Genomic DNA, 25,247 nt, shown 5'->3' on the forward strand with positions numbered 1-25,247 from the left:
AATTACCGACGGCGACCTTTACTGGCTGTGCGCGGCGGACGACCCACGGTGGCTTGATACACCTTAAAGCGTCCGGTCTGCGCCAGCACTTCATGGCTACCAAAGGCGGCATCTAACAGCGCCGGATAAGGCAGGAAGGCGTTAGCGACAATGCGTAACTGTCCGCCAATCGGTAAATGGGTCACCGCACCACGAATCAGCATTTCCGCGGCTTGCAGGCTAGTCTGCAAGCCATCATGGAATGGCGGATTAGACACGATCATATCGAAGCGACCGTCGATGTCTGAATAAACGTTACTCGCAATCACGTTGCCTTCTAACGCATTCGCTGCCAGCGTTGCCTTGCTGGATTCGACAGCGGCTGCGCTGACATCGCTCAGCGTCAGGCGGATTTTCGGCGACTGTTTCGCCAGCACCGATGCCAGCACGCCTGCACCACAGGCGATATCCAGCACTTTGCCTTTCATGTGCGGCTCAAACGTAGACAGCAGCAGTCGGCTACCCGGATCCAGGTCATCACGACTGAAGACGCCCGGAAGCGTTTTGACGGTCACACCGTCCGTCACATACTCGTCCCACCAGTCATCCAGCGTAAAGCTGGCCTGCTTGTCAATCCGACCGTGGTAAAGCCCACAGCGACGTGCGCTGTCGATTTTTGCCAGCTCAACGAAGTCAGACAGCACGGGTTCAGCACTGCGCACGCCGCTGCGGTTTTCCCCAACAACGAAGATTTCCGCGCCGATCGGCATCAGGGACAGCAGGTTACGCAATTGGAATTCGGCTTCCTGTTTGCTCTTCGGCCAGTAATAAATCAGCGTGTCGCTATCCGCCACCAGCGCCGCATCCGCAACCAGACCATATTGAGCATTATCCCCAAGTGGCTTTGCCATCTGTTGCCAGTGGTGATATTGGTTGCAATGGACACGCACCGACGCCGCCTCAAATTGAGCGGGCAGGGTATCCTGCAAATCACCGGCAAACAGAACTCGGCGTGAAAGAAATTCGTCACTATGGCGCAGTATGACTTCACTGGCGGGGGTTAATGCGGACATCGGGCTACGGCTCCTTAATCATTGAGCGGGGGATTATATACGCTTCGTCCCCGAAGTTGCAGAGCGGAGAGGAAATAACCGCACCGACGTTGGCGCAGTCTGACGGGGTTTGTTAGCATAGGCGCGAATCATTTTCTCGCACGCCAGACAGGATAACGCATGGAATCAAGACGTGACAGGCTGCTACAGCAACTGGGGATTACGCAGTGGACACTGCGTCGCCCGACGGTGCTGCAAGGCGAAATCGCCGTCAGTCTGCCCGAACAGGTGCGTCTGGTGATCGTCTCCGCCGAGCCGCTGGCCGATGATGAACCGCTGCTAACCGACGTGCTACACAGTCTGGCGCTCACGCCTGCGCAAGCCTATCGCCTGACGCCACAGCAGATCGAAATGCTGCCCGCCGATGCACGCTGCCACAGCTGGCGGTTGGGCATCGCGGAACCCATTGCGCTACAGGGCGTTCAGCTTTCCAGCCCTCTGCTTTCCGAACTTTATCAAAATGCCGACGCCAAACGGGCGCTGTGGCAACAGATCTGTGAACATGAACACGATATCTTCCCTGACGCCAGCTGACCTGGCACAAGCCTTTAAAATTGAACAAGTCAGCCACGCCTTTCCCTGGTCGGAAAAGACGTTTATCAGCAATCAGGGTGAGCGTTATTTCAACCTGAAACTGGAACATGACGGACAGCTTGCCGCGTATGCCATCACGCAGGTCGTGCTGGATGAAGCGACGTTATTCAATATCGCGGTGCATCCCGATCATCAGCGTCAGGGATTGGGCCGCCAGCTATTGGAACACCTGATCGACGAAATGGAGCGGCGCGGAATTCTGACGCTATGGCTGGAAGTCCGCGAGTCAAACGCGCGAGCCATCGCGCTGTATGAAAGTCTGGGGTTTAACGAAGTCTCCGTGCGCCGGGATTATTACCCCACGGCACAAGGCCGGGAAGACGCCATTCTCATGGCGCTGCCGCTCGGCTAACACCTTTATCTACGGCACTCGCCACAAGGAGAGTGCCATAAATGTGCGCCCCGTCCCGCTCTGCCTTTTTTCCTGCCAGAAAAATCCCCGCAACGTGATCACCATAAATAAAACCTCGTTTCTTTTTTATCACAATGCGATTCCATTTCATGTTTCTGGTTTGCAGGCATGTATGGTTTATCCGTTATCTACGAGGAATAATATGAAAAAATACACTCTGGCTACGACGCTCCTGTGCGGCTTATTCTCTCTTTCCGCTTACGCGGTACAAGTAACGGCGGTGACAGCTTCCGCTTATGATTCAGACAAGGGTCACAAACCTGCCAACATTGCCGATGGCGACGTAAAAACCCGCTGGGCGGCAAATGGTGAGAGCTGGGTTCAGTTAGAACTGGATAAAGAACAGTCGGTTGAGAACTTTGTTCTGGTTCCTTTCAAAGCGGACGAGCGCAAACTGAAGTTCTCCGTGTCCTACTCCACCGACGGGAAAACCTGGCAAAAACTGGCCGACAATCTGGTCACATCCAACAACGCCAAAGACGGTGAAAAATTCACCTTCCCTGCCGTTAAAGCGAAATTCTTCAAGCTGGATACGTTTGGCACCGATGTGAACAAATGGAGCGCCATCAACGAGATCAGCTTTAACAGCGCTGCACAGGTTCCGGCTCAGGCCATTAAGTAACGTGTTGGGATGACCTGGAGCTTAGGTCTCATGCTGGTCAGTTAAGAGAATATGTTGATAAAAGCTGCTATTTCATTAGGTGATAGCAGCTTTTTTGCTTAGTTGGGAGCTAGCAGAGTGAAGCGGTATTGCATCACAATCATAATCTCTCCTCCGACAGCATCTGGCCGTTGCTGAAACTCCATTCATCGGCAGTGTTGAACTGGATTATCACCATCACATCATTCGGATGAATATTCAGCGCACTATGCAGTCGCTCGCTTAGCGAGCGGAATAAGTTTCGCTTCTGCTCACGGGTTCTAGGTTTTCCCGCAAAAATATGGAACAGCATAAAGTCGTCGCTACGTCCGCCACTTTTATAATGCCTGTCAAATATGCGCTGGCCGGCTGGCAGCGTTTCAAACACTTGAAAGCGATCGGCAGGCGGGACAGCAAACTCACCTATCAGGCTTTGTTGCAGAATATCGGAGATCTGACTTATCTGTGCGTCACTATAACCCTGACGCAGGGTGATACGGGTGAAAGGCATTTCCTTATTCCTCCAAACAACCGAGGGCGGAAACGGCCGCTGGCCAGCCTGCATAAAATGCCAGATGAGTGAAAACCTCAACGATCTCTTCACGGGTTAACCCATTCTGCTGAGCGAAGTTGATATGCCAAGGAAGCTGCTGCACGCGCCCTTGCGCCGTCAGGGCCCCCAGTGTGATCAGACTACGCTCACGCGGAGAAAGCATCTCACGCTTCCAAATATCATTAAACAGTGTGTCTATGCTCAGTTCAGCCAGTTTCGGTGCGACGCGGGCCAACGTTTCACGATCGAGCGATTTCGCCATGGTATTTTCTCCGTATTGACAGTAGATCAATTCTGGCGCGATAGTTTCATCCCGAAAATCAAATTATTTTCAAACAACCATCCCGAATTGCAGGACGATAATGGACAAACTCTCTCTGACGCTTGACCTTGATGCGCTACGCAGTTTTGTGACGGGTATGGAGTGCGGCAGCTTTGCACTGGCTGCGACACGGCTTTGCCGCTCAACCTCGGCGATAAGCGCCCAACTAAAAAAGTTGGAACAACAGTGCGGTGCCAAACTGGTGGTAAAGCAGGGCCGTCACCTGGTGTTGACCCATACAGGCGAGATATTGATAGGCTATGCCCGTCGTCTGTTGGCACTGAATGATGAGGCGCAGCGAGCGGTGAAAGGTGAGCTATTGCAGGGGGAAATCCGCATTGGCATGCAGGAAGATTTTGGCGAGTCGCTGATGCCTGGTATTTTGGGCGAGTTCAAACGCCACCATCCGGGACTGCGGATTATTGCTCGAGTAGATCGTAACCAGGCGCTGCTCACCGCGCTGGATAACAACGCACTTGATATGGCACTACTGTGGCAGCCGGAGAACACCACGCGTGAAGGCCGACTGATCGACCAATGCCAGTTGGAGTGGATAAAGCATCCAGATTTAGACATCAACACACTACTAGCACGGGGGGAACCCTTGCCGTTAGTGATGCTTGAAAGCCCGTGCCTGATGCGTTCACGTGCCACAACCTGCTTAGACCGGGCTGGTATTGCGTGGAAAGTGGTGTTTATCAGCCATAGCCTGAGCGGTATCTGGGCAGCAGTGCAGGCCGGACTGGGTATTACCGTGCGTACGCGTATCGGGATGCCCAACAATCTCCACATAATGGGGAATGTTTTACCCTCACCAGGAACTCTCGGCATTAGGCTGGAGCAAAGGACTGAGAATCAAGCCATTCACAACGTGCAGGCAGTTCTGGGACAGTTGATGGAAAAGGCGCTGTTAAATGTGAAGCTTGAGTCGCCATGATCAACCTAAAGGTCAGTCTCCCACGGGTTTACTTAAACGCCCCCTAGTAGTCGTACGCGGGTGGGATATTTTCCCTCTCCCCATCAGTACCCACATTTTCCTTAGCATTGAAATAAAAATCATTCTCAACTAATATGCGCCTGAAATTTGACCTCCTATCGCTCCGTTTCAGGCACCAGACATGTCATCAGCCAATATTGATACCTCAGCAGATCTGCACCAGCTCTATTGTCAGCATCATGGCTGGTTACAGGGGCTATTACGCAAACGGCTGGGGAATCTGTGTGATGCGGCCGATCTGGCGCAGGATGTATTTTTACGGCTCTTGCTAAAACCGCGCCAGTTCGACAGCCACGCAGGCGCGCGGGCTTACTTGAGCGTGATGGCACAAGGCATGTGCGTCGATCTCTGGCGCAAACGGGAAATTGAGCGAGTCTGGCTCACCTCATTAGCCGAACAGCCGGAGCCAGTTGCCCTGTCGGCGGAAGACAGCAACATCATTCTCGAAACGCTGTATCAGGTTGATGCCATGCTGCGTGCGCTGCCGGAGAAGGTGCGCGCCGCCTTTATCATGGCGCAGGTTCAGGGATTGCCCTATCGAGAAATTGCTACGGCGCTGGGCGTTTCCGAACGCATGGTGAAAAAATACATGGCGCAGGCCATGCTGCACTGTGTACTGCTGGAAGCGGAGATAGACGCGGACAGTCAGGCCGTTCATTCATGAATAAGCCCAGCTTTATCGCCTTGCAGCAGGCATCGCAATGGTACGCCCAACTGTGCGATCGGGAACCTGACGATGAACACTATCACCACTGGCAGCGCTGGATGGACGAAAGTGAGGAACATCGCCAGGCCTGGGAATTCGTGCAAACGGTCAGCCAGCGTTTCCAGCCGCTGCGTGGCGACAGTCAACAACCCGCGCTGAATACGCTGCTGCACCAGCCTGCGCCGATGACACGCCGCCGTGCGCTCAAGCTCGCCGCGCTGCTCAGCACCGGTTCTCTGCTGTCCTGGCTGACTTATCGCCACACACCGTTAAAAGGCTCGCTGCTGGCGATGACGGCCGATCATCACAGCGCAGTAGGAGAAATCAAACCGCTGACCTTACCGGACAACACCCGACTGTGGCTGAACACCGCCAGCGCGATTGATATCCGCTACAGCGATCGGCGTCGGGAAATTGCCCTACTAGCAGGGGACATTCTGATTGATACCGCCGCCGACGCCCGCCCTTTCTTCGTCACCACCGCACAAGGGCGCTTGCAGGCGCTAGGCACACGCTTCAGCGTCGCGCAGGAACCGGATGCCACCACGCTGACCGTTTACCAACACGCGGTCGACGCCAGCGCCAAATACGCTTCCCCCGCACGTCGGGTCAATGCGGGCTATCACCTGCGCTTTAACGCCGACGGTCAGGGTAACATCGTGCCCAACCAGCAGAACGATGCCGACTGGTCACACGGCGTGCTCCAGGCGGACAACATGCCGCTGGGGGACGTTGTGGCGCAGCTGTCCCGCTATCGCCACGGCTATCTGGCGTGCCAGCCTGCTATCGCGGATTTACGCGTGATGGGCACCTTCCCCTTAGCCGATACCGACATGGCACTGAACATGCTGGCGCAGGCCTTCCCGGTTCGCATCCATCGCCGTTTTCCGTGGTGGGTGACCGTAGAACCGCGCTGAACTCGCCCGCTTTTTCGGATACCACTTTTTTGGATACCGTTTTTTGGGGATGCAGCCAAAAATTTTCTCTTTTGAGTTCCCCTTTTTCCACTGTCGTTCGATTCACAGTAAAACCACCAATTTTTACTCTGGGTCAGAAGGCGAATTTTCATGGCATTGATTCCATTTTTCTCTACACAGCGCACACCGTCCAAACTGGCAATTGCCGTTCATCTGCTGCTGTGCGGCACACCGCTGGTCGTGCATTCCACCGCAACGGCGGCAGAAACAACAGTCGCGGCGGCAACCAAACCCTATTCCATCTCTGCCGGTCCGCTTAACCAGCAGCTAAACCAGTTTGCCGCCCAGTCGGGCGTTTATCTAGTCGGCGATGCACAGCTGGCGACCGGAAAAACCGGGCCGTCCCTGCAAGGGAATTACAGCGTCGACGGCGGATTTTCGGCGCTGCTGGCAGGAAGCGGGCTTCAGGTGATTCCGCAGCCTAACGGCGTCTGGCGCTTACAGAAAATACCGCAGGGGGATGAAATGCTGGTCGTAGCGGGCGTCAACCGCCACGGTGTGACCGAAGGCACCCAGTCCTACACCACACGTAGCATGAACACCGCAACGCAGCTGAATTTGTCGCCGCGAGAAACGCCGCAGTCGGTGAGCGTCGTCACACGCCAGCGGATGGACGATCAGAATATGACCTCACTGGATGAGGCGATGAAGCAAACCACCGGCATTAACGTGGTCAATCAGAATAGCTATCAGGTGAAGTACGAATCGCGTGCTTTCGTGATGGATAATATCAAGGAAGACGGCGTTAACTTCTCCAGCCAGAACAGCGTCTCCAATATGGGTGCGGTGCAAGCCTCCAGCGAATCACCCGATCTGGCGATTTATGACCGCGTCGAGATTCTGCGCGGCGCGTCCGGCCTGTCACAAGGCAATGGCGAACCCGGCGGCACCGTTAATCTGGTGCGCAAACAGCCTACCCACAACTTTCAGGCATCCGGCAGCGTTGGCGCGGGCAGTTGGGATAATTACCGCAGCGAGCTCGATGTCTCCGGGCCGCTGAACGACGATGCCAGCCTGCGCGGCCGTCTCGTTGGGGTTTATCAGGATAGACAGAGCTTTAAAGATTACGAGCACAGCGAAAGAAAAGTGCTGTTCGGTACGCTGGCCTACGATCTGACGCCATCCACCACGGTCACCGGCGGCATCAACTGGCAAAAGACCCGGGGCGTGCCTGATGTATATGGCATCCCGTTCGCCACCAATAAAAGTAGCCTGAACCTGCCGCGATCCACCTATCTGGGCGCAAGCTGGAACCGGATCGAGTTTGAAAAAATTAACCCGTTTGTCGAACTGGAGCACCACTTCGATAACGACTGGACGCTGAAAACCGCGCTGAACTATATCCATTCCCGCGCGAACAGCAGCTATATCGGTATCATGAACGGCACCAGCGGCGTCAATCCAGCAACGGGAAATTCGTCGCTGAACAATAACCTGCGCTACGGCAACAAGGCCGAACAGTGGGGTTACAACCTGAGCCTGAACGGCCCGTTCGAACTGCTGGGACGCAACCATGAACTGGTGGTAGGCGGTGATTATCAGAAAGAGAACTTCGATAACAATCATATCCGCATTAACAACACCAGCACCGTGAATATCTTCAACTGGCAGCCGAATTCGCTGGCAGAACCAGACTGGTCAAATACGAGTCTCTACAGCAATCACTACAACGACCGCTTTAATCTGTATCAGCGCGGCGCGTTCGCCACGGCCAGATTCGAGCTGGCGGATGACTGGAAACTGATTCTGGGTGGCCGCTACAGCGCCTACAGCTATGACGAATATTTCACTAACCATTTCCGCAATACGTCCTCACTCAGCAGCCTGCATGCCAGCAATGAGTTTGTGCCTTACGGCGGACTGCTGTGGGACTTCGCCGACAACTACACCTGGTATCTGAGCTACGCTGAGATCTACAAGCCGCAGAGTGAGAAAGACCGCAACGGTAAGCTGCTGCCCGCCATTACCGGCACCAACTATGAAACCGGCGTGAAGGGCGAGTTCTTTGATGGTGATCTGAATACCTCGCTGGCGCTGTTCCGCATCATTCAGGCGAACCGTGCGATGGCGGTCGCGGATAGCTCGGTTTGCCTGATCGGGACAAGCTGCTCCCAAGCTCAAGGCGAAGTACGCAGCCAGGGTGTCGAGTTCGATGTCACGGGCAAACTGGCCGAAGGCTGGCAGATTCAGGCGGGTTATACCCTGACCAACAGTAAATATCTTGAAGGCAGCGCAAGCGAAAGAGCCGCACAGTTCAGCCCGCGCACGCCGAAGCATATGTTCAAGCTCTACACCTCATACAATCTGCCGGGTGAGTTGAACCAATGGACGATTGGCGCGGGTATGACGGCACAGACCGAGACGCAAACCTACCCTAATCGGGCTTATGGCCTGCATCAGGGCGGTTACACCCTGTTTAACGCCAATATCCGTTATCAACACAGCAAAAACCTGAGCTTCAATCTGGTGGGTAATAATCTGACGGATAAAACTTACTTCTTAAACCTGAACAACCGCCATCTTAGCGGCAACAACTATTACGGCGATCCGCGTAATTTCATGCTAACTGCGAAGTGGAATTTCTAAGCGAACACGCCTGCCGGCTTCTGCTGGCAGGCCATCGCCCCATCCATTATGCAAACGCTTAGACGCTTTTATTCACTGGTCGCGCCTATCTGGCTGACTACACGCGCCACGCTGCTGTGGTTTTTGCTGTTGCTGATTATGAGCCTGACGCTCTCCGTCGTGTGGATCAGCGTGCAGTACAATAACTGGAGTCGGGATTTTTACGACGCGCTGGCAGACTATTTTCAGCACGCCTCAGTCTACGATATGGCCGTGCGCTATCTGGCCTATACACTGCTGTTCGTGCTGGTCATCATCTGCGGCAACTGGCTCAAGAAACAGCTGATTATCCGCTGGCGCGATACCATGACGCAGCAGTATGAGCAGGATTGGCTGCGCAATCACGCCCACTATCGGCTCAACTCAGGGCTGGATAACCCCGATCAGCGCATCGCGGAAGATATTCGCCTGCTGATCGAACAAAGCCTCGAACTCCTGCTTTCGCTGCTGAAAAATACCGCCCGCTTTTTCTCTTTCATCGCGATTCTCTGGCAGCTTTCCGGCGTCCATACCTTCACGTTGAGCGGCTACACCCTCACGATACACGGCTATCTGGTGTGGATCGCGCTGGTTTACGCCGCAGTAGCCAGCATCGTGACGCACCTGCTGGGACACCGCCTGCACAAGCTGAATATTGAACGTCAGCGGACAGAGGCCGACTATCGCGCCACGCTGCTGCGGGTGCGGGATAACAGCGAGCAGATTGCGTTCTACCAAGGGAGTGACGCCGAGCAGCAGCGGATGCGGCAGTATTTCCAGCCCATCGTGCAAAACTGGCAGCGCTTAATGGCGCGGGAATTCCGGCTGGAGAGCTTTACGACCAGCTATTTCCGCTTCAGCCTGATTATCCCGGTTTTCGCTACGCTGCCGCTGTTTCTCGCACGTCAGATTAGCCTCGGGGCGATTATGCAGGCGCGATCCGCCTTCGGCTATGTGCTGGACGCCTTTGGCTGGTTTATCGATGCCTATCGGCAGCTGGTTCAGTGGTCTTCCACTATTGAACGCCTGTGGGAATTCCAGCACCGCTTACAGCAATTGCCAACACCAGACGCTCCGCGCCATGAAGGTCATACTCTGCATATCAACGCGCTGTCCGTACCGCGCCCCGATGGTTCGCCGTATTTCGCCCCGCTGACGCTCACGCTTCAGTCTGGCGAATGGGCGACGCTTAACGCAGCCAGCGGCACGGGAAAAACCACGCTGCTGCGCACGCTCGCGGGGCTATGGCCTGTCTCACAAGGAGACTGGTATTTCCCGGCGGGCCGCGCGCTGTTTTTGCCGCAAAAAGCCTATTTACCGCAGGACACGCTGCGTCAGGTACTGTGTTACCCGCAGGCGCAGTTAGCGGATACCGCACAGCTGACCGCAGTGCTGGAACAAACCGGGCTGACCGCGCTGATTCCTCGTCTGGACGACAAGGCGAACTGGAGTCGGGAGCTATCTGGCGGCGAACAACAGCGTCTGTCGCTTGCGCGTGCGCTACTGCTGCGCCCGACGCTGCTTTGTCTAGATGAAGCCACCAGCCAGCTCGATGACGTGGCGGCGCTTCAACTGCTAGAACACATCAGGATTACGCTGCCACAAACTATTGTCTTGGCCGTCAGCCACCAGCCTGCCGTACAGGCCAGTTTCAGACATCAGATACGGTTAACGCCGCTCAAACCAGAGAAAAAAGCGCAAACAGAGAATCACATAGACGAGCCTTCGGTTGCACCGCCAGCGGCGGACAGTCAGCAGGTTGTTTATGGAAAGATGTGAAGGGAAAAACAGGAAAAAACAGCCCGGAGCGAACGTCCGGGCTGATGTGAACTTACTCGTTATCGCCCAGCAGAACGGATTCCAGCGCGATTTCGATCATTTCGTTGAAGGTGTTTTGACGTTCTTCTGACGTGGTCTGTGCACCGGTACGAATGTGGTCAGAAACGGTACAGATGGCCAGCGCTTTCGCACCGAACTCTGCCGCTACGCCGTAGATACCGGCCGCTTCCATTTCCACCCCCAGAATGCCGTACTTTTCCATCACGTCGAACATCTGCGGATCTGGCGTGTAGAACAGATCGGCGGAGAAAATGTTACCAACGCGGACAGAAACATCACGAGCTTTAGCAGCATCAACAGCATTACGCACCATGTCGAAATCGGCAATCGCCGCGTAGTCGTGATCTTTGAAACGCATACGGTTCACTTTGGAATCCGTACAGGCGCCCATGCCGATCACTACGTCACGCAGTTGAACATCTTCACGTACCGCGCCGCAGGAACCCACACGGATGATCTTCTTCACGCCGAATTCGGTGATCAGCTCTTTCGCATAGATTGAGCAGGATGGGATACCCATACCGTGACCCATCACCGAAATTTTACGGCCTTTGTAAGTCCCGGTGAACCCTAACATGCCACGCACGTTGTTCACTTCGCGGGCATCATCCAGAAAGGTTTCCGCAATGTACTTAGCACGCAGCGGGTCGCCCGGCATCAGTACAACGTCCGCGAAATCACCCATTTCTGCATTAATATGTGGCGTTGCCATGCGTTTATTCCTTATTAATCAAGTTCACGTAAAAAACGGTGTGTTTTACAGTATCGATTTGCCGTAGTCCATAGGCGACAGGCCAAAGTAAGCCGCGACTGTCTGCCCGATATCGGCGAAAGTGTCACGATGGCCGTATGAGCCCGGCTTCACGTTCGGCCCATAGATCAACACCGGTACATTTTCACGGGTGTGATCGGTACCGTGCCAGCTTGGGTCACAGCCGTGGTCAGCCGTCAGAATCAGGATGTCGTCGCCCTTCACGCGGGACAGCATTTCTGGCAGGCGGCGGTCAAACAGCTCCAGCGCGGCAGCGTAGCCCGGAATATCGCGGCGGTGGCCGTAGGCGGAATCGAAATCAACAAAGTTGGTAAACACAATGGTGTTGTCGCCCGCGCTATCCATTTCTTTCAGCGTGGCGTCAAACAGCGCATCGATGCCGGTCGCCTTCACTTTCTTCGTGATACCGACCTGCGCGTAAATATCCGCAATCTTACCGACGGAAACCACTTCGCCACCTTTTTCATCCACCATTTTTTTCAGGATGGTCGGCGCAGGCGGTTCAACGGCCAGATCGTGACGGTTGCCGGTACGCTCGAAGTTGCCGGGTTTGTCGCCGATAAACGGACGTGCGATCACGCGCCCGATGTTATAGCCGCCTTCGGTCAGCTCTTCGCGGGCAATCTCACACAGCTCGTACAGCTTATCCAGACCGAACGTTTCTTCATGGCAGGCAATCTGGAACACGGAATCCGCAGAGGTGTAGAAAATCGGCTTGCCGGTTTTCATGTGTTCTTCAGCCAGCTGATCCAGAATCACCGTACCGGAAGAGTGGCAGTTGCCCAGATAGCCCGGCAGATTGGCGCGCTTCACCAGTTTATCCAGCAGCTCCTGCGGAAAACTGTTCTCTTCATCTTTAAAATAGCCCCAGTCGAACAGGACAGGCACACCGGCAATTTCCCAGTGACCCGACGGCGTATCTTTACCCGAGGAGATTTCGCTGGCGTGCGCGTAAGCACCGATGATGTCTGCGCTTTCATCCAGCCCTGGCGGGAATGTTCCCGTTGAGGCCTCAGCGGCTTTACCCAGCCCCAGACGGCTCAGGTTCGGCAAATGCAGCTTGCCACTGCGCCCTTTATCCGCCGTCCCCGCGGCACACGCCTGAGCGATATGGCCCAGCGTATCTGAACCGACATCGCCAAAACGTTCTGCATCAGCACTGCTGCCGATGCCAAACGAGTCGAGAACCATAATATATGCACGTTTCATTCTTTTTCTCCTGCGCAGCTATGCGCTAACGCCCTGCCGACAGGCAGGGGAAAATCAATTCAAGACGACCACTAAGCAGCCCTGTGCGATCACGCTTCTGCACTCACTCGACGATAGACCATCGGGGTCTTTTCTGGCGCAGTGTCGCCCAGTTGGATCGCAGCACGGACTTCATTCGCCGCCTGCTGCCACTGCGCTTCCGTATTGGCGTGGATCACCGCCAGCGGGCGCTGCGCATCAACGCGCTCACCCAGACTGATCATACTATCCAGACCGACGCTGTAATCGATCGTATCCGTAGCCTGACGGCGTCCGCCGCCCAGCGAAACGACGGCCATGCCCAGCGCGCGGGTATCCATTCCAGTCACGATGCCTTCACGCGTCGCGAATACCGGCTTACTTAATGTCGCTACCGGCAGGTAACGATCGTAGTGCTCGACAAAATCGCCTGGACCACGCTGTGCGGCGACCATGCGACCAAAGACTTCGGCTGCTTTGCCGTTATCCAACACGGCTTGCAGACGTGAATGCGCATCGTCCGCCGAGCTTGCCAGTCCGCCCGCCAGTAGCATCTCACCACAGAGCGCCATAGTAACATCATACAGGCGCGGATTGCGGCTCTCCCCCGTCAGGAAACGCACGGCTTCCCGCACTTCCAACGCGTTGCCTGCGCTAGAGGCCAGCACCTGATTCATGTCCGTCAGCAATGCGCAGGTGCGGCATCCCGCGTTGTTCGCTACGCCGACAATCGCCTGCGCCAGCTGTTCGGACAGTTCATAGGTCGGCATAAACGCTCCCGACCCCACTTTGACGTCCATCACCAGCGCATCCAGCCCTTCAGCCAGTTTCTTCGCCAGAATCGACGCGGTGATCAGCGGGATTGAATCGACCGTGGCGGTAATATCACGCGTGGCGTAAAAACGTTTATCCGCCGGAGCCAGCGATGAGGTCTGCCCAATGATCGCGACGCCAACCTGCTGGATGATGCGGCGAAAGTCTTCATCGTTCGGGAAAATATCCAGCCCCGGAATCGCTTCGAGCTTATCCAACGTGCCGCCGGTATGCCCTAAGCCGCGCCCGGAGATCATCGGGACGTAGCCCCCGCAGGCAGCGACCATCGGCCCCAGCATCAGCGAAGTGACATCCCCGACGCCGCCAGTTGAGTGTTTATCCACCAGCGGGCCGTTCAGGTTCAGACTCTTCCAGTCCAGCACCGTGCCAGAGTCACGCATCGCCAACGTCAGCGCCACGCGCTCGTCCATCGACATGTCATGAAAATAGATGGTCATCGCCAGCGCTGCTATCTGGCCTTCAGAGACGGTATTGTCACGAATACCGTTGATAAAGAAGCGGATCTCTTCTTCGCTCAGAGTTTTTCCGTCACGCTTCTTACGAATAATTTCTTGAATCAGAAACAAGGTCTGTACTCCTGATGAATTCTGATGTGGCTCAGCAGCCTGTCGCTGCAAGCACATTTGCTGTGAACAAAATCGTACGCTGTGTGCACGTAATTAGTAGCTACCCTGCGGAGCCGCTATCGCGTGGCCAAGCGTGGTCAGCAGGCTCGCCAGCAGACTGGATGCGCCAAAGCGAAAATGCTGTGCCGTCGCCCATTCCGCGCCCATGATATCGTCCGCCAGTTGCAGGTAGATGGCGGCATCTTCTGCGTTACGCACGCCGCCGGCCGCTTTAAAGCCGACGCGCTCACCCACGCCTTTATCGCGGATCGCCTTCAGCATGATCGCCGCACTTTCTGGCGTCGCGTTCACTGGCACTTTACCGGTCGAGGTTTTAATGAAATCGGCACCCGCATCAATGGCAATCTCGCTCGCCTGACGGATCAGCGCTTCTTGTTTCAGCTCACCCGTCTCGATGATCACCTTCAACAGCACGTGGGCATCCTGACACACGGCTTTACATGCCTGCACCAGCTCAAAACCGATTTGCGCATTGCCTGCGATCAGCGCGCGGTAAGGGAATACGACATCAACTTCATCAGCGCCGTAGGCGATTGCCGCCTTGGTTTCAGCAACAGCAATTGCTACATCATCATTGCCGTGCGGGAAGTTGGTCACCGTCGCGATGCGGATATCCGGCGTACCCTGCTCACGCAGGATCTTTTTCGCCAGAGGGATAAAACGTGGATAGATACAGATAGCAGCCGTTTTTCCGGCCGGGCTGTTCGCCTGACGGCAGAGTGCCGTCACTTTTTCATCCGTATCATCCTCATTCAGCGTGGTTAAATCCATCAGCGCCAGCGCACGTTGCGCGGCCGTGGTCAGCTTGGTCATACAACACTCCAACTCGTCAGCCGGTCTAACCGGCCCTGAACATTAACTGGTGCAAAACCAGCACGTTTGGCGAGCGGACTTGGTTCCTTGAAGATAGCGCCCAGGCGAAACAACCTGTAGCGGCACAGAGATCCTTCTCACCGCAATCAGCCTTCCTCTACCCTTCATTCTGTGACTATTTCAACACCGAAAGAACGACATCGAAAGAAACCCATTTATTCATTAGATAAAAGACGATTCATCAGACATTTGAACACGCCATGCCGGACTATTTTGTGCATTCATTCACACTTGATGTAAGAGAAATGCAATAGATAGTGATTATATGTGATTTTTATCACACATACTCCCCTGAATGAGGCCAAGCCGGGGAATAGCGCTGACAGCCTTGTCGACCAGCTCCGCCCTTCATAAAGGAATAAAGAGGCGTCTGCACGCGGTCGCAGATCGCCCGATGCTTCTAATTGAATTCATGTATATACCCTAAATAATTCAAGTTTCAGGAAGGCGGCAAGCGAAGGAGTCCCGATGAGCTTACCTGAGTAAGTGATTCGGGTGACTAAGCGAAGCCAACGTACATGCAACTTGAAGTATGACGGGTATGGAGTAAGCATAGCGGCTTCTCCCTAAGTACAGGGAGAAACCGCGGGCAGAGCAGGAAAATTATTTCCCTGCGGAAGGTTTACGGTAATCCAGCGCGGGTTTCCGATCGCCCAGCAGCGGCTTATAGTGGAAGTTCTCGCCACGGCTCTTGTCGAACTCCGCTTTTGCCTGTTGAATTAATGCGGGATCGCTCAGTAGCTTCGCTCCTGTGACGGCCAGCGTTTTGGCTGCAACGTCCATGCCTTTATAGCCAATCGCCATGCCGCCGGATGCCACCGCCTGCCAGCTGTGCGCAGGTACGCCCGGCACCCAAGTCGCCGTTCCCAGCCCGACCGTCGGCACCACCCAGCTGACATCGCCCACATCGGTCGACGCATAGCCCGTTTCACCAAAATGGTATGGCGCGATCTGACCAGCGCTGGAAAGCGACGGCAGCTTGGATTGCTCCAACGTTTTCTGTAGCGCGGTGGCAAAATCCGCATCCGCCTTATCCCACTGCGGCGCACCGACGCTTCTAAGGCTGTCATCCATCACTTTTCCCAACACGTTATTCGGCAACAGGCTGTACACACCGCCGAGAATTTCAAATTCATAACGCGTTTCGGTTCCCAACGCCGCGCCTTCCGCCGCTTTACGGATACGATCGGTCACGCTGGCGACCACGGCCGGATCGGGGTGACGTACGTAGTAATACACTTCGGCAAAATCCGGCACCACGTTCGGCGCTTTACCGCCATCGGTAATCACATAGTGAATGCGCGTTTCCTGCGGCACATGTTCCCGCATCGCATTCACCATAAAATTCAACGCCTCCACGCCGTCCAGCGCCGAACGTCCTTTCTCTGGTGCCATCGCGGCATGCGCGGAGCGACCATAGAAACGGAACTTACCGTTCACGTTCGCCAGCGAATAGTCTTGCGAAGCAGAATTCTCATCACCGGGATGCCAGTGCAGCATCACATCCACATCCTTAAACAGCCCCTCACGCGTCATATAGACTTTACCGGAACCGCCTTCCTCCGCTGGCGTGCCGTACACCCGGATTTGGCCCGGTTTGCCCGTCGCTTCCAGCCACTGCTTCAGCGCAATCGCCGCGCCCACCGATCCCGCACCAAACAGGTGATGCCCACAGGCATGTCCGGCCTCAATACCCGCAACCGGCGAACGTTCCGGCGTCGCGGCCTGAGAGAAGCCCGGCAGCGCATCCATCTCGGCCAGAATGCCGATAACCGGCCCACCGGATTTCCCCGCCGTCGCCACAAACGCAGTTGGGATACCCGCGACGCCCGCTTCAACGCTGAACCCAGCGGCTTTCAGCTCATTCTGTAGCAGTTGGGAGGTGTTGGTTTCCAGATAGCCCAGTTCGGGCTTTGACCATATCTGCTGAGCAACGGTCGTCATCTGGCCCGAGTAATTCGCGACGGCGTTCACAATCGTTTCCCGATCTTTCTCTGCCAGTTCAGTGGCATAGCCCAGTGAGAGGAAGCAAGAAGAAAACGCCACGGCCAGCGCGGGAGGTATATATCGTTTCAGTGTCATACGTTTTTCCCTATCCGTAAAAGAAATGCATGTCTTTGAATAACAGCCATTAATGTGATGCAGTGTCCGTTCTTTGAAAGGCAAGAGCGTTGAAATGCTAGTGCTTTGAAATGCTAATTATTTGAAATACGATTGGTGGAAAGTGCTATTTATGTTTAGCTGTGCCGAGCAGCTTTTTCAAACAATAATCCACAGACAATAATCCACAGACAACGCGATGACTGAACACGCCGAAGATTCTCACTGGTATCTATACATACTGCGCACGGTCGCTGGGGCGCTGTACACGGGTATCACAACGGATGTCAGCCGTCGTCTGAATCAGCATCAAATGGGAAAAGGGGCAAAAGCGCTGCGGGGAAAAGGCGAGTTAACGCTGGTGTTTCACTGTCTGGTGGGCGGTCGCTCAGACGCACTCAAACTGGAATATCGCATTAAGCAGTTGAGCAAAAACCAAAAAGAAAGGCTGGTACAAGACCAGCCCAAGACGCTATGCATTTCAGACACGATGTATTGATTCGCTATCGGTCAGCGAGTCGCGTTAGAGAAAGCGGTTAAACGGTTCGGCGTATTCCACCAGCCCGCTCGCGCTTTCAAACCCGCTTTCGCCCTCAGGACTCCCCTCACCGACAACATGATTATCCGCCAGCGGATAGACCTGAAAAGCCGATTCGCTGTCTGGCCAGCGACAATGTAGCTGCTGTTCTGCCGCCGGAACAAAGCCAAAACGGGAGTAATACGCGGGGTTACCCAAGACCACGACAGCGGTGTAGCCAAATTCATTCAGCGCATCCAGCCCTTCGTAGACCAGCTTCTCCCCTACGCCCTGTCGGCGCAGGCTGTCGTCTACCGCCAACGGCGCAAGCGCCACCCACTGGCGATCCTCACCCTCGATCAACACCGGGCTGAATGCCGCGTAGCCCACCACGCCACCTTCATCGTCGGTCGCCACAACGCCAAGCGTCAATAAGCCATCTTCACGCAGTTGATGAACCAAATCCGCTTCCGCGCCAGTTGGAAAAGCACGGCGCAATAAGTTGTCGATCCCTGCGGCATCAACGGGAATTTCCACCCGAACTAGCATGATACTGGCGCGTGATTCGTTGGTTGCACTACGCCCTCCTGTAAGCCGGCTTCAACAAAGTTTGCCAGTTGCAGCAGGCCAATGCGCAGCGGCGCAGGCATGGCTTCCAGCTCAATGGCGTCCATCAGGTTCTTCACATACAAACCTAACTCGGTATCGCCCTCAATGCGCAGACGACGCTGGAAAAAGAGCGTATCGGGATCTTCTTTACGCGCGGCGATCAAAATCAGATCGTTCGCATCTGCACTGAAACTGACATCCGGCGTCTCAGCGTCGCTCACTACCAAACGGCCCTCGCGCAGCGTCATAAACCACTGCAAGCCGACATCACGCACCTCAATTTTCAGCCAGCGGCTTTCGAGAAATGCCAGATCGCCCTCTTCCAGCGCCTGACGGAACTGCCAGCCCAACATCTGTTCCAAAACCTGACGCTGTAGCGCAAAGGGGGTGAACTTGAGTGGCTTACCTAATAAGCTCGGCCCCTGACGCACAATCTGCGCTCGTAGTTTTTCCAACACTGGCGTACTCCTCTTAAAGCAATCTGACTGTTCAGATAATCTGCAAGCATTTTGCCACATCCACCGCACGCGGCAGAGGTCTATGTCAATAATTTAGTCGGTTATCCGATTATGCCCAACAGATTTTGTCCTTACGCGACGATTAGCACCATAAACTGCCTTAAATCAAAGTCCTTACCGATTTGGTTAATTAAGATTCCCAATCGTTAACAACATTCATCGACTGATAAAAAATCGCTTACGGCGACCCGTAAGGGCGAGAGGCAGAATGCCCGTCATAAACGCGATCGTCAGTCTGAACATCATTGATCGTACCGAGCAGCTACGGCCCCGAAGGGATTAATGAAGGATTGTGTATGGAACTGCTTTGCCCCGCTGGCAACCTGCCAGCACTGAAAGCTGCCATCGATAATGGCGCAGATGCGGTCTATATCGGCCTGAAAGATGACACCAACGCACGTCATTTTGCCGGGCTTAACTTTACCGATAAGAAGCTACAGGAAGCGCGCGAGTACGTGCACCGCCACCGGCGTAAGCTGCATATCGCTATCAATACGTTTGCGCACCCGGACGGCTATCAGCGCTGGCAGCGCGCCGTGGACATGGCCGCGCAGATCGGGGCCGACGTGCTGATCCTCGCCGATCTCGCTATGCTGGAATATGCCGCCGAGCGCTATCCCCACATTGAGCGTCACGTGTCGGTTCAGGCTTCCGCGACAAACACCGAAGCGATCCGTTTCTATCATCGCCATTTCGATGTCTCACGCATCGTGCTGCCGCGCGTGCTGTCCATCCATCAGGTGAAGCAAATCGCCCGCACCAGCCCCGTGCCGCTCGAAGTGTTCGCCTTCGGCAGCCTATGCATTATGGCGGAAGGCCGCTGCTATCTCTCTTCTTATCTGACCGGTGAATCACCGAATACCGTAGGTGCCTGCTCGCCCGCGCGATTTGTACGCTGGCAGCAGACGGAAAACGGCATGGAATCACGCCTGAACGACATCCTGATCGACCGCTATCAGGACGATGAAAATGCCGGTTATCCCACATTGTGCAAAGGGCGTTATTTAGTCGATGGACAGCGCTACCATGCGCTGGAAGAACCGACCAGCCTGAACACGCTGGAACTGCTGCCTGAACTGATGGCTGCCAATATTGCCTCTGTGAAGATAGAGGGCCGTCAGCGCAGCCCGGCCTACGTCAGCCAGATTACGCAGGTATGGCGACAGGCTATCGATCGCTGCCGCGCCAATCCTGAGACATTCGTTCCCACTCAGGCCTGGATGGATGCGCTAGGTGCGGTGGCAGAAGGCACACAAACCACGCTCGGCGCTTATCACCGCAAATGGCAGTAGCAGGAGAACACATGAAATACGCATTAGGGAATATTCTCTACTATTGGCCGAAAGAGGATGTTGAGGCGTTTTATCAGGCAGCGGTGAACAGCAGCGCCGATATCATTTATCTCGGCGAAACGGTGTGCAGCAAGCGCCGTCTGATGAAGGTGGCAGACTGGATCAACGTTGCTCGTGAGGTCGCCAACAGCGGTAAACAGGTGGTGATCTCTACGCTTGCGCTCTTACAAGCGCCGTCTGAACTTACCGAGCTAAAACGCTATGTGGAGAACGGCGAGTTCTTGCTGGAAGCGAACGATCTGGGCGCCGTTAACATCGCCGCCGAACGCAATCTGCCGTTTGTCGCCGGGCACGCGCTCAACTGCTACAACGCATACACTCTGCGAGTCCTGCATAAACAAGGCATGGTGCGCTGGTGCATGCCCGTTGAGCTCTCCCGCGACTGGCTGCAAAATTTGCTGAATCAGTGTGAAGAGCTTGGCTTTCGCCATCAGTTTGAAGTGGAAGTGCTCAGCTATGGCCATTTGCCGTTAGCCTATTCCGCCCGCTGCTTTACCGCTCGTTCAGAAGATCGACCAAAGGATGAATGCGAAACCTGCTGCCTCAGCTATCCGCAAGGCAGAAAAATGCTGTCGCAGGAGAACCAGCAGGTGTTTGTCCTCAACGGCATTCAGACGCAAAGCGGCTATTGCTACAACCTCGGCAACGAACTGACATCAATGCAGGATCTGGTCGATATCGTCCGGCTGTCCCCGAACGATATCAGCACACCGGCGATGTTGGATAAATTCCGCGCCAACGAACAAGGTAATGCGCCATTAACGCTGGAAAATCAGGCGGATTGCAACGGCTACTGGCGTCGCGTCGCTGGCCTTGAACTCGTTCAATAACTCCTTTTCTATCAGGGCGGTCAGCCGCCCTTTCCTTCCTAAGCGCACCTTTTGAATTACATAGCGCTGCAACATTCCCGCATACTGTTCTGACTTTCATCATTGACTGACGGCGTTAGCATCCACCGAATGGGTGGAGTCAGTGAACAACAAAGTGAGCCATATTATGTCTACGTCTTCTCAACCCACCGTGTTTTCCGTCCTCGATCTTGCGCCGATTCCGCAAGGTGCGACAGCGCGTGACGCCTTCCATCGCTCGTTAGATCTGGCGCAACATACAGAAAAATGGGGCTATCACCGCTATTGGCTGGCGGAACACCACAGCATGACGGGTATCGCCAGCGCGGCGACGTCCGTGCTTCTCGGCTATCTTGCTTCGGGAACACAGCGCATCCGCCTCGGCTCCGGCGGCGTGATGCTGCCGAACCACTCGCCGCTCGTCATCGCTGAGCAGTTCGGTACGCTGGAATCGCTGTATCCCGGCCGTATCGATTTGGGATTAGGCCGTGCGCCCGGCACCGATCAGCGCACCATGATGGCGCTGCGTCGTCACCTCAATGCCGATATCGAAGATTTCCCACGCGATGTGCAGGAATTGCAACGCTATTTTGCCGATGCACAGCCGGGTCAGGGAGTACAGGCAGTCCCCGGACAGGGCTTACACGTTCCGATCTGGCTATTGGGATCGAGCCTGTACAGCGCACAGCTGGCCGCGAGACTGGGATTACCTTTTGCCTTCGCCGCCCATTTCGCACCCGATATGTTGCTGGAAGCATTCCGTCTCTACCGTGAAAACTTTGTCCCTTCTGCCACCCACGCCAAGCCCTACGCGATGGTTTGCGTCAATGTGGTTGCGGCCGATAGCGATCGGGACGCGCGTTTCCTCTTCACCTCGATGCAGCAACAGTTCATCAACCTGCGCCGTGGTACGCCGGGCCCGCTGCCCGCGCCAGTAGAGAATATCGACACAGTCGGATCGCCTGCCGAACAGTTTGGTGCGGAGCAAGCACTGCGGCTGTCGATTGTTGGCGATAGCGCGAAAGTCCGTCATGGATTGCAGAGCCTTTTGCGTGAAACGCAGGCGGATGAAGTGATGATCAACGGTCAAATCTTTGATCATCAGGCGCGACTGCGATCGTTTGAAATCGCAATGGATGTACGGCAGACGCTGTAATATCGAATGAGTGAGTTTGTTCTGACCAAAAAAAACGACCCGTTAAGGGTCGTTTTGTATTGCAGTAGATTTTAAAAAAATCGTAGCTTACGCGTCAGCAGGACGACGACGTGGAGCGCGTGAAGCGCCGTCACGGTTATCACGGTTGAAAGAACGCTCACGACGCTCACCGCCGTTACCGTTACCTTCACGGCGTTCACCACCGCCGAAAGAGCGACGTGGTGCTGCGCCATCACGACGTTCGCCACCAGGACGACCACCACCACGACGTTCTGGCTGTGCAACTGCATCACCCATCAACTGCATATTCATTGGTTTGTTCAGAATACGCGTACGGGTGAAATGTGATAACAGGTCGCCCGGCATACCTTTCGGCAGTTCAATCGTCGAGTGAGACGCGAACAGCTTGATGTTACCGATGTAGCGGCTGCTGATATCACCTTCGTTGGCGATAGCACCAACAATGTGGCGAACTTCAACGCCGTCATCACGACCCACTTCAATACGATACAGTTCCATCTCGCCAGCATCACGACGCTCACGACGTTGCGGACGGTCACCATCACGGCTGTCACGAGAATCGCGAGGATCACGACGACGATCGCCACGTGAATCACTGCGAGACTCATCACGATCGCGGAATTCGCGACGAGGACGGAATACCGGGTCTGGTGGCAGAATCAGAGGACGTTCGCCCTGCGCCATTTTCAGCAGCGCAGCAGCCAGCGTTTCGACATCCAGCTCTTCCTGCGGTTGCAGTTTTGTCAGCAGCGCGCGGTACATGTCCAGATCGCTGCTTTCCAGCTGTTGCTGTACTTTAGCGGCGAATTTAGCCAGACGGCGTTGACCCAGCAATTCAGCATTTGGCAATTCCACTTCAGGAATGGTCAGCTTCATTGTGCGCTCAACGTTGCGCAGCAGGCGACGCTCACGGTTTTCGACGAACAGCAGAGCACGGCCCGCACGGCCCGCACGACCAGTACGGCCAATACGGTGAACGTAAGACTCAGCATCCATCGGAATATCGTAGTTAACAACCAGGCTGATACGCTCAACGTCCAGACCACGCGCCGCAACGTCGGTCGCGATCAGGATATCCAGACGACCATCTTTCAGACGCTCCAGCGTTTGCTCACGCAGCGCCTGATTCATGTCACCGTTCAGCGCGGCGCTGTTGTAACCGCTACGCTCCAGGGCTTCGGCCACTTCCAGCGTCGCATTTTTGGTACGAACGAAAATAATCGCCGCATCAAAATCTTCCGCTTCCAGGAAACGTACCAGCGCTTCATTTTTACGCATACCCTGCACCGTCCAGTAGCTCTGGCTGATGTCTGGACGCGTAGTAATGCTTGATTGAATGCGAACTTCTTGCGGATCTTTCATGAAACGGCGCGTAATGCGGCGAATCGCTTCAGGCATGGTCGCAGAGAACAGCGCAGTCTGATGTTCAGCAGGGATCTGAGCCATGATGTTTTCAACATCTTCGATGAAGCCCATGCGCAGCATTTCATCAGCTTCGTCCAGCACCAAACCACTCAGGTTGGACAGATCCAGCGTACCGCGTTTCAGGTGATCCAGCAGACGGCCCGGCGTACCTACAACGATCTGTGCACCACCACGCAAAGCGCGCAGTTGCACGTCATAGCGCTGGCCGCCGTACAGTGCGACGACGTTCACGCCGTGCATATGTTTGGAGAAATCATTGCAGGCCTCTGCTACCTGCACCGCCAGCTCGCGGGTCGGTGCCAGCACCAGAATCTGTGGTGCTTTAAGTTCAGGTTTCAGATTGTTCAGTAATGGCAGAGAGAACGCTGCTGTTTTACCGCTACCGGTCTGTGCCATACCCAGCACATCGCGACCGTTCAGCAGGTGAGGAATACATTCCGCCTGAATCGGAGACGGTTTTTCATAGCCCAAATCAGTCAGGGCGTTAAGGATAGAGGTGTTCAGCCCCAAATCGGCAAAAGAAGTTACTAAATCAGTCATGTACACGTGCCTCATTAAACATGGCGGCCAGTCTACATAACTCGTCGTGAAAATTTTCAGTCATTTTCATTGAAAAGTGTGAACCGGCTCAAATTGGATTAAAAAGCGAACAAAAAAGCCCTCACCCGTTAAGGTGATAACCGAAGTTTTTCAGGCTGATTAAGTGTTCGTCAGCTATTGCTGGTCCGATCCTGATAGGTCGTCTTGCTCTTGGCCTAATAGCGCCAATTCCAACAATGCATAGCGGTGCTCAACAAAGTTATGAACGTTGTTGGCAACCGTCAGCTTGAACAGCGCCAAAGCGGTGTTCTTGTCCCCCAGACTTAGGTAGTGCTTACCTAAATAGAAGTCAGTTTCACTGAGATGCTCAGCGAGCGAAGTGTTATCCGTAGCTTCTACCTGTAAACGCTGCATCAGTGTTTTTTCACTGATACTGCCCAGATAGAATTCGACAATATTCCATCCCCAAGGCCCTTTCTTGGCGTCGTCATAGCGTTTCTTCAACGCAATTTTGGCCGTCTCTGGATTGATTTCTCGCTCCACAAGATACAGCCACAACGAACGGAAAGGATCATTCGGATCGTCTCGATAAAACGCCAGCAGATCATCCTGCGCTAACAGATAGCGACCGCCATAATACAAAGCGATGCCTCGGTTTAAACGCGCGTAATTGTAAGTTGGATCAAGCTCTAGTACAGAATCAAACGCTTCATAGGCAGCATCAAAATTGCCTGCCTGCGTTAAATAGATACCCAAATAGTTAAAAACTTCTGGAATATCAGGGCGGATCGTCAACGCTTGTGAAAAATCATTCCGCGCCAATGCCCGTAACCCGAGACTATCATACAGCACTCCGCGCTCATATAATAGCTGTGCTCGCTCATCATCGGTTAATGCCCGGCTTGCAAGGATTTGTTCCATGCGTGCCAGGATCACTTCCTGCTGCAAAGTAGGCTGTAACGGAATCGCCAATACTGCGTCTTTACGCCAATCCGTGTTGCTGCATCCTGCCAGCATGAGTGCTGTTGCAACATAACACCAGCGCAAGAAAGGCTTCATTTCCCACTCCCGAAGACAAACATTGGATGAACATC

The 25,247-nt window shown here is 54.7% G+C and carries 25 protein-coding genes; 12 read left to right on the top strand and 13 right to left on the bottom strand.

What is annotated here, in order from left to right:
- Positions 1–2: 2 nt before the first annotated feature.
- Positions 3–1,052 (bottom strand): 16S rRNA (guanine(1207)-N(2))-methyltransferase RsmC, encoded by a 1,050-nt coding sequence (gene rsmC / locus NXT09_RS08650; protein ID WP_205553553.1) that lies wholly within the window; start codon positions 1,050–1,052, stop codon positions 3–5.
- A 159-nt stretch (positions 1,053–1,211) separates the two neighbouring features.
- Here rsmC and NXT09_RS08655 point away from each other — a divergent pair, with 159 nt between their 5' ends.
- From NXT09_RS08655 to NXT09_RS08665, 3 genes are all read left to right on the top strand, one after another.
- Positions 1,212–1,625, top strand: a complete 414-nt coding sequence (locus NXT09_RS08655; RefSeq protein WP_109410739.1) for a DNA polymerase III subunit psi — start codon at positions 1,212–1,214, stop codon at positions 1,623–1,625.
- Positions 1,594–2,037 (top strand): ribosomal protein S18-alanine N-acetyltransferase, encoded by a 444-nt coding sequence (rimI, locus tag NXT09_RS08660; protein WP_014914153.1) that lies wholly within the window; start codon positions 1,594–1,596, stop codon positions 2,035–2,037. Before NXT09_RS08655 ends, rimI begins: the two co-directional genes overlap by 32 nt.
- A gap of 202 nt (positions 2,038–2,239) precedes the next feature.
- Complete coding sequence (locus tag NXT09_RS08665; protein ID WP_010279759.1) at positions 2,240–2,719, top strand: discoidin domain-containing protein; 480 nt, start codon at positions 2,240–2,242, stop codon at positions 2,717–2,719.
- A 139-nt stretch (positions 2,720–2,858) separates the two neighbouring features.
- On the opposite strand, the gene NXT09_RS08670 is transcribed toward NXT09_RS08665, so the two are convergent.
- Complete coding sequence (locus NXT09_RS08670; RefSeq protein ID WP_268579428.1) at positions 2,859–3,248, bottom strand: tautomerase family protein; 390 nt, start codon at positions 3,246–3,248, stop codon at positions 2,859–2,861.
- A 4-nt stretch (positions 3,249–3,252) separates the two neighbouring features.
- Complete coding sequence (locus NXT09_RS08675; protein ID WP_268579429.1) at positions 3,253–3,552, bottom strand: carboxymuconolactone decarboxylase family protein; 300 nt, start codon at positions 3,550–3,552, stop codon at positions 3,253–3,255.
- Between the two features lie 100 nt (positions 3,553–3,652).
- Here NXT09_RS08675 and NXT09_RS08680 point away from each other — a divergent pair, with 100 nt between their 5' ends.
- The 5 genes from NXT09_RS08680 (at position 3,653) to NXT09_RS08700 (ending at position 10,675) form a co-directional block, all read left to right on the top strand.
- The gene (locus tag NXT09_RS08680) at positions 3,653–4,549 is read left to right on the top strand and encodes a LysR substrate-binding domain-containing protein (protein WP_268579430.1); all 897 of its coding nucleotides are present in this window, start codon (positions 3,653–3,655) and stop codon (positions 4,547–4,549) included.
- Between the two features lie 181 nt (positions 4,550–4,730).
- Complete coding sequence (locus tag NXT09_RS08685; protein WP_268579431.1) at positions 4,731–5,273, top strand: sigma-70 family RNA polymerase sigma factor; 543 nt, start codon at positions 4,731–4,733, stop codon at positions 5,271–5,273.
- Positions 5,270–6,232: a FecR domain-containing protein gene (locus NXT09_RS08690; protein ID WP_268579432.1), complete on the top strand. Its 963-nt coding sequence runs from the start codon at positions 5,270–5,272 to the stop codon at positions 6,230–6,232. The genes NXT09_RS08685 and NXT09_RS08690 overlap by 4 nt, the downstream gene beginning before the upstream one ends.
- A 150-nt stretch (positions 6,233–6,382) precedes the next feature.
- Positions 6,383–8,878, top strand: a complete 2,496-nt coding sequence (locus NXT09_RS08695) for a TonB-dependent siderophore receptor (protein ID WP_268579433.1) — start codon at positions 6,383–6,385, stop codon at positions 8,876–8,878.
- Between the two features lie 48 nt (positions 8,879–8,926).
- Positions 8,927–10,675 (top strand): ABC transporter ATP-binding protein/permease, encoded by a 1,749-nt coding sequence (locus NXT09_RS08700; protein ID WP_268579434.1) that lies wholly within the window; start codon positions 8,927–8,929, stop codon positions 10,673–10,675.
- A gap of 52 nt (positions 10,676–10,727) precedes the next feature.
- Here NXT09_RS08700 and deoD read toward each other — a convergent pair whose 3' ends face one another.
- From deoD to NXT09_RS08725, 5 genes are all read right to left on the bottom strand, one after another.
- The gene (gene deoD / locus NXT09_RS08705; protein WP_010279739.1) at positions 10,728–11,447 is read right to left on the bottom strand and encodes a purine-nucleoside phosphorylase; all 720 of its coding nucleotides are present in this window, start codon (positions 11,445–11,447) and stop codon (positions 10,728–10,730) included.
- 45 nt (positions 11,448–11,492) lie between these two features.
- Positions 11,493–12,716 (bottom strand): phosphopentomutase, encoded by a 1,224-nt coding sequence (deoB, locus tag NXT09_RS08710; protein ID WP_268579435.1) that lies wholly within the window; start codon positions 12,714–12,716, stop codon positions 11,493–11,495.
- Positions 12,717–12,805: 89 nt separating this feature from the next.
- A complete protein-coding gene (deoA, locus tag NXT09_RS08715; RefSeq protein WP_268579436.1) occupies positions 12,806–14,134 on the bottom strand; it encodes a thymidine phosphorylase in 1,329 nt (442 codons plus the stop codon).
- A 93-nt stretch (positions 14,135–14,227) separates the two neighbouring features.
- Entirely contained in the window at positions 14,228–15,007 is a 780-nt protein-coding gene (deoC, locus tag NXT09_RS08720) for a deoxyribose-phosphate aldolase (protein ID WP_268579437.1), read from the bottom strand.
- Positions 15,008–15,670: 663 nt separating this feature from the next.
- Complete coding sequence (locus NXT09_RS08725; protein WP_268579438.1) at positions 15,671–17,149, bottom strand: amidohydrolase; 1,479 nt, start codon at positions 17,147–17,149, stop codon at positions 15,671–15,673.
- A gap of 217 nt (positions 17,150–17,366) precedes the next feature.
- On the opposite strand from NXT09_RS08725, the gene NXT09_RS08730 reads away from it, so the two are divergent.
- Positions 17,367–17,666 carry a GIY-YIG nuclease family protein gene (locus tag NXT09_RS08730; protein WP_268579439.1) on the top strand — a complete coding sequence of 100 codons (300 nt, stop codon included), beginning with the start codon at positions 17,367–17,369 and terminating at the stop codon, positions 17,664–17,666.
- A 24-nt stretch (positions 17,667–17,690) separates the two neighbouring features.
- Here the strand turns inward: NXT09_RS08730 and NXT09_RS08735 are convergent, their stop codons facing one another.
- Both NXT09_RS08735 and ubiT read right to left on the bottom strand, forming a co-directional pair.
- Positions 17,691–18,233, bottom strand: coding sequence for a GNAT family N-acetyltransferase (locus NXT09_RS08735; RefSeq protein ID WP_268579440.1), 543 nt, complete (start codon positions 18,231–18,233; stop codon positions 17,691–17,693).
- On the bottom strand, positions 18,227–18,751 hold the full coding sequence (gene ubiT, locus NXT09_RS08740) for a ubiquinone anaerobic biosynthesis accessory factor UbiT (RefSeq protein WP_262253153.1): 525 nt from the start codon (positions 18,749–18,751) through the stop codon (positions 18,227–18,229). The genes NXT09_RS08735 and ubiT overlap by 7 nt, the downstream gene beginning before the upstream one ends.
- A 356-nt stretch (positions 18,752–19,107) precedes the next feature.
- Here ubiT and ubiU point away from each other — a divergent pair, with 356 nt between their 5' ends.
- The 3 genes from ubiU (at position 19,108) to NXT09_RS08755 (ending at position 22,167) form a co-directional block, all read left to right on the top strand.
- Positions 19,108–20,103, top strand: a complete 996-nt coding sequence (ubiU, locus tag NXT09_RS08745) for a ubiquinone anaerobic biosynthesis protein UbiU (protein ID WP_240584503.1) — start codon at positions 19,108–19,110, stop codon at positions 20,101–20,103.
- A gap of 11 nt (positions 20,104–20,114) precedes the next feature.
- The gene (locus tag NXT09_RS08750) at positions 20,115–20,993 is read left to right on the top strand and encodes a U32 family peptidase (protein ID WP_268579441.1); all 879 of its coding nucleotides are present in this window, start codon (positions 20,115–20,117) and stop codon (positions 20,991–20,993) included.
- 166 nt (positions 20,994–21,159) lie between these two features.
- Positions 21,160–22,167 (top strand): luciferase-like monooxygenase, encoded by a 1,008-nt coding sequence (locus NXT09_RS08755; protein ID WP_039548565.1) that lies wholly within the window; start codon positions 21,160–21,162, stop codon positions 22,165–22,167.
- 87 nt (positions 22,168–22,254) lie between these two features.
- Here the strand turns inward: NXT09_RS08755 and NXT09_RS08760 are convergent, their stop codons facing one another.
- The 3 genes from NXT09_RS08760 to nlpI all read right to left on the bottom strand — a co-directional run bounded on the left by NXT09_RS08760 (position 22,255) and on the right by nlpI (position 25,212).
- Positions 22,255–24,153 (bottom strand): DEAD/DEAH family ATP-dependent RNA helicase, encoded by a 1,899-nt coding sequence (locus NXT09_RS08760; RefSeq protein ID WP_014914132.1) that lies wholly within the window; start codon positions 24,151–24,153, stop codon positions 22,255–22,257.
- On the bottom strand, positions 24,146–24,223 hold the full coding sequence (gene yrbN / locus NXT09_RS22565; protein WP_099606227.1) for a protein YrbN: 78 nt from the start codon (positions 24,221–24,223) through the stop codon (positions 24,146–24,148). The genes NXT09_RS08760 and yrbN overlap by 8 nt, the downstream gene beginning before the upstream one ends.
- Positions 24,224–24,327: 104 nt before the next feature.
- Entirely contained in the window at positions 24,328–25,212 is an 885-nt protein-coding gene (gene nlpI, locus NXT09_RS08765; protein ID WP_010279700.1) for a lipoprotein NlpI, read from the bottom strand.
- Positions 25,213–25,247: the final 35 nt, after the last annotated feature.

This window comes from Pectobacterium jejuense (assembly GCF_026800125.1).
Lineage (GTDB): Bacteria > Pseudomonadota > Gammaproteobacteria > Enterobacterales > Enterobacteriaceae > Pectobacterium > Pectobacterium jejuense.

Coding starts and splice junctions, on each gene's coding strand:
- rsmC (WP_205553553.1), bottom strand. CDS start 1,052: ATGTCCGCATTAACCCCCGCCAGTGAAGTCATACTGCGCCATAGTGAC.
- NXT09_RS08655 (WP_109410739.1), top strand. CDS start 1,212: ATGGAATCAAGACGTGACAGGCTGCTACAGCAACTGGGGATTACGCAG.
- rimI (WP_014914153.1), top strand. CDS start 1,594: ATGAACACGATATCTTCCCTGACGCCAGCTGACCTGGCACAAGCCTTT.
- NXT09_RS08665 (WP_010279759.1), top strand. CDS start 2,240: ATGAAAAAATACACTCTGGCTACGACGCTCCTGTGCGGCTTATTCTCT.
- NXT09_RS08670 (WP_268579428.1), bottom strand. CDS start 3,248: ATGCCTTTCACCCGTATCACCCTGCGTCAGGGTTATAGTGACGCACAG.
- NXT09_RS08675 (WP_268579429.1), bottom strand. CDS start 3,552: ATGGCGAAATCGCTCGATCGTGAAACGTTGGCCCGCGTCGCACCGAAA.
- NXT09_RS08680 (WP_268579430.1), top strand. CDS start 3,653: ATGGACAAACTCTCTCTGACGCTTGACCTTGATGCGCTACGCAGTTTT.
- NXT09_RS08685 (WP_268579431.1), top strand. CDS start 4,731: ATGTCATCAGCCAATATTGATACCTCAGCAGATCTGCACCAGCTCTAT.
- NXT09_RS08690 (WP_268579432.1), top strand. CDS start 5,270: ATGAATAAGCCCAGCTTTATCGCCTTGCAGCAGGCATCGCAATGGTAC.
- NXT09_RS08695 (WP_268579433.1), top strand. CDS start 6,383: ATGGCATTGATTCCATTTTTCTCTACACAGCGCACACCGTCCAAACTG.
- NXT09_RS08700 (WP_268579434.1), top strand. CDS start 8,927: ATGCAAACGCTTAGACGCTTTTATTCACTGGTCGCGCCTATCTGGCTG.
- deoD (WP_010279739.1), bottom strand. CDS start 11,447: ATGGCAACGCCACATATTAATGCAGAAATGGGTGATTTCGCGGACGTT.
- deoB (WP_268579435.1), bottom strand. CDS start 12,716: ATGAAACGTGCATATATTATGGTTCTCGACTCGTTTGGCATCGGCAGC.
- deoC (WP_268579437.1), bottom strand. CDS start 15,007: ATGACCAAGCTGACCACGGCCGCGCAACGTGCGCTGGCGCTGATGGAT.
- NXT09_RS08725 (WP_268579438.1), bottom strand. CDS start 17,149: ATGACACTGAAACGATATATACCTCCCGCGCTGGCCGTGGCGTTTTCT.
- NXT09_RS08730 (WP_268579439.1), top strand. CDS start 17,367: ATGACTGAACACGCCGAAGATTCTCACTGGTATCTATACATACTGCGC.
- NXT09_RS08735 (WP_268579440.1), bottom strand. CDS start 18,233: ATGCTAGTTCGGGTGGAAATTCCCGTTGATGCCGCAGGGATCGACAAC.
- ubiU (WP_240584503.1), top strand. CDS start 19,108: ATGGAACTGCTTTGCCCCGCTGGCAACCTGCCAGCACTGAAAGCTGCC.
- NXT09_RS08750 (WP_268579441.1), top strand. CDS start 20,115: ATGAAATACGCATTAGGGAATATTCTCTACTATTGGCCGAAAGAGGAT.
- NXT09_RS08755 (WP_039548565.1), top strand. CDS start 21,160: ATGTCTACGTCTTCTCAACCCACCGTGTTTTCCGTCCTCGATCTTGCG.
- NXT09_RS08760 (WP_014914132.1), bottom strand. CDS start 24,153: ATGACTGATTTAGTAACTTCTTTTGCCGATTTGGGGCTGAACACCTCT.
- yrbN (WP_099606227.1), bottom strand. CDS start 24,223: ATGAAAATGACTGAAAATTTTCACGACGAGTTATGTAGACTGGCCGCC.
- nlpI (WP_010279700.1), bottom strand. CDS start 25,212: ATGAAGCCTTTCTTGCGCTGGTGTTATGTTGCAACAGCACTCATGCTG.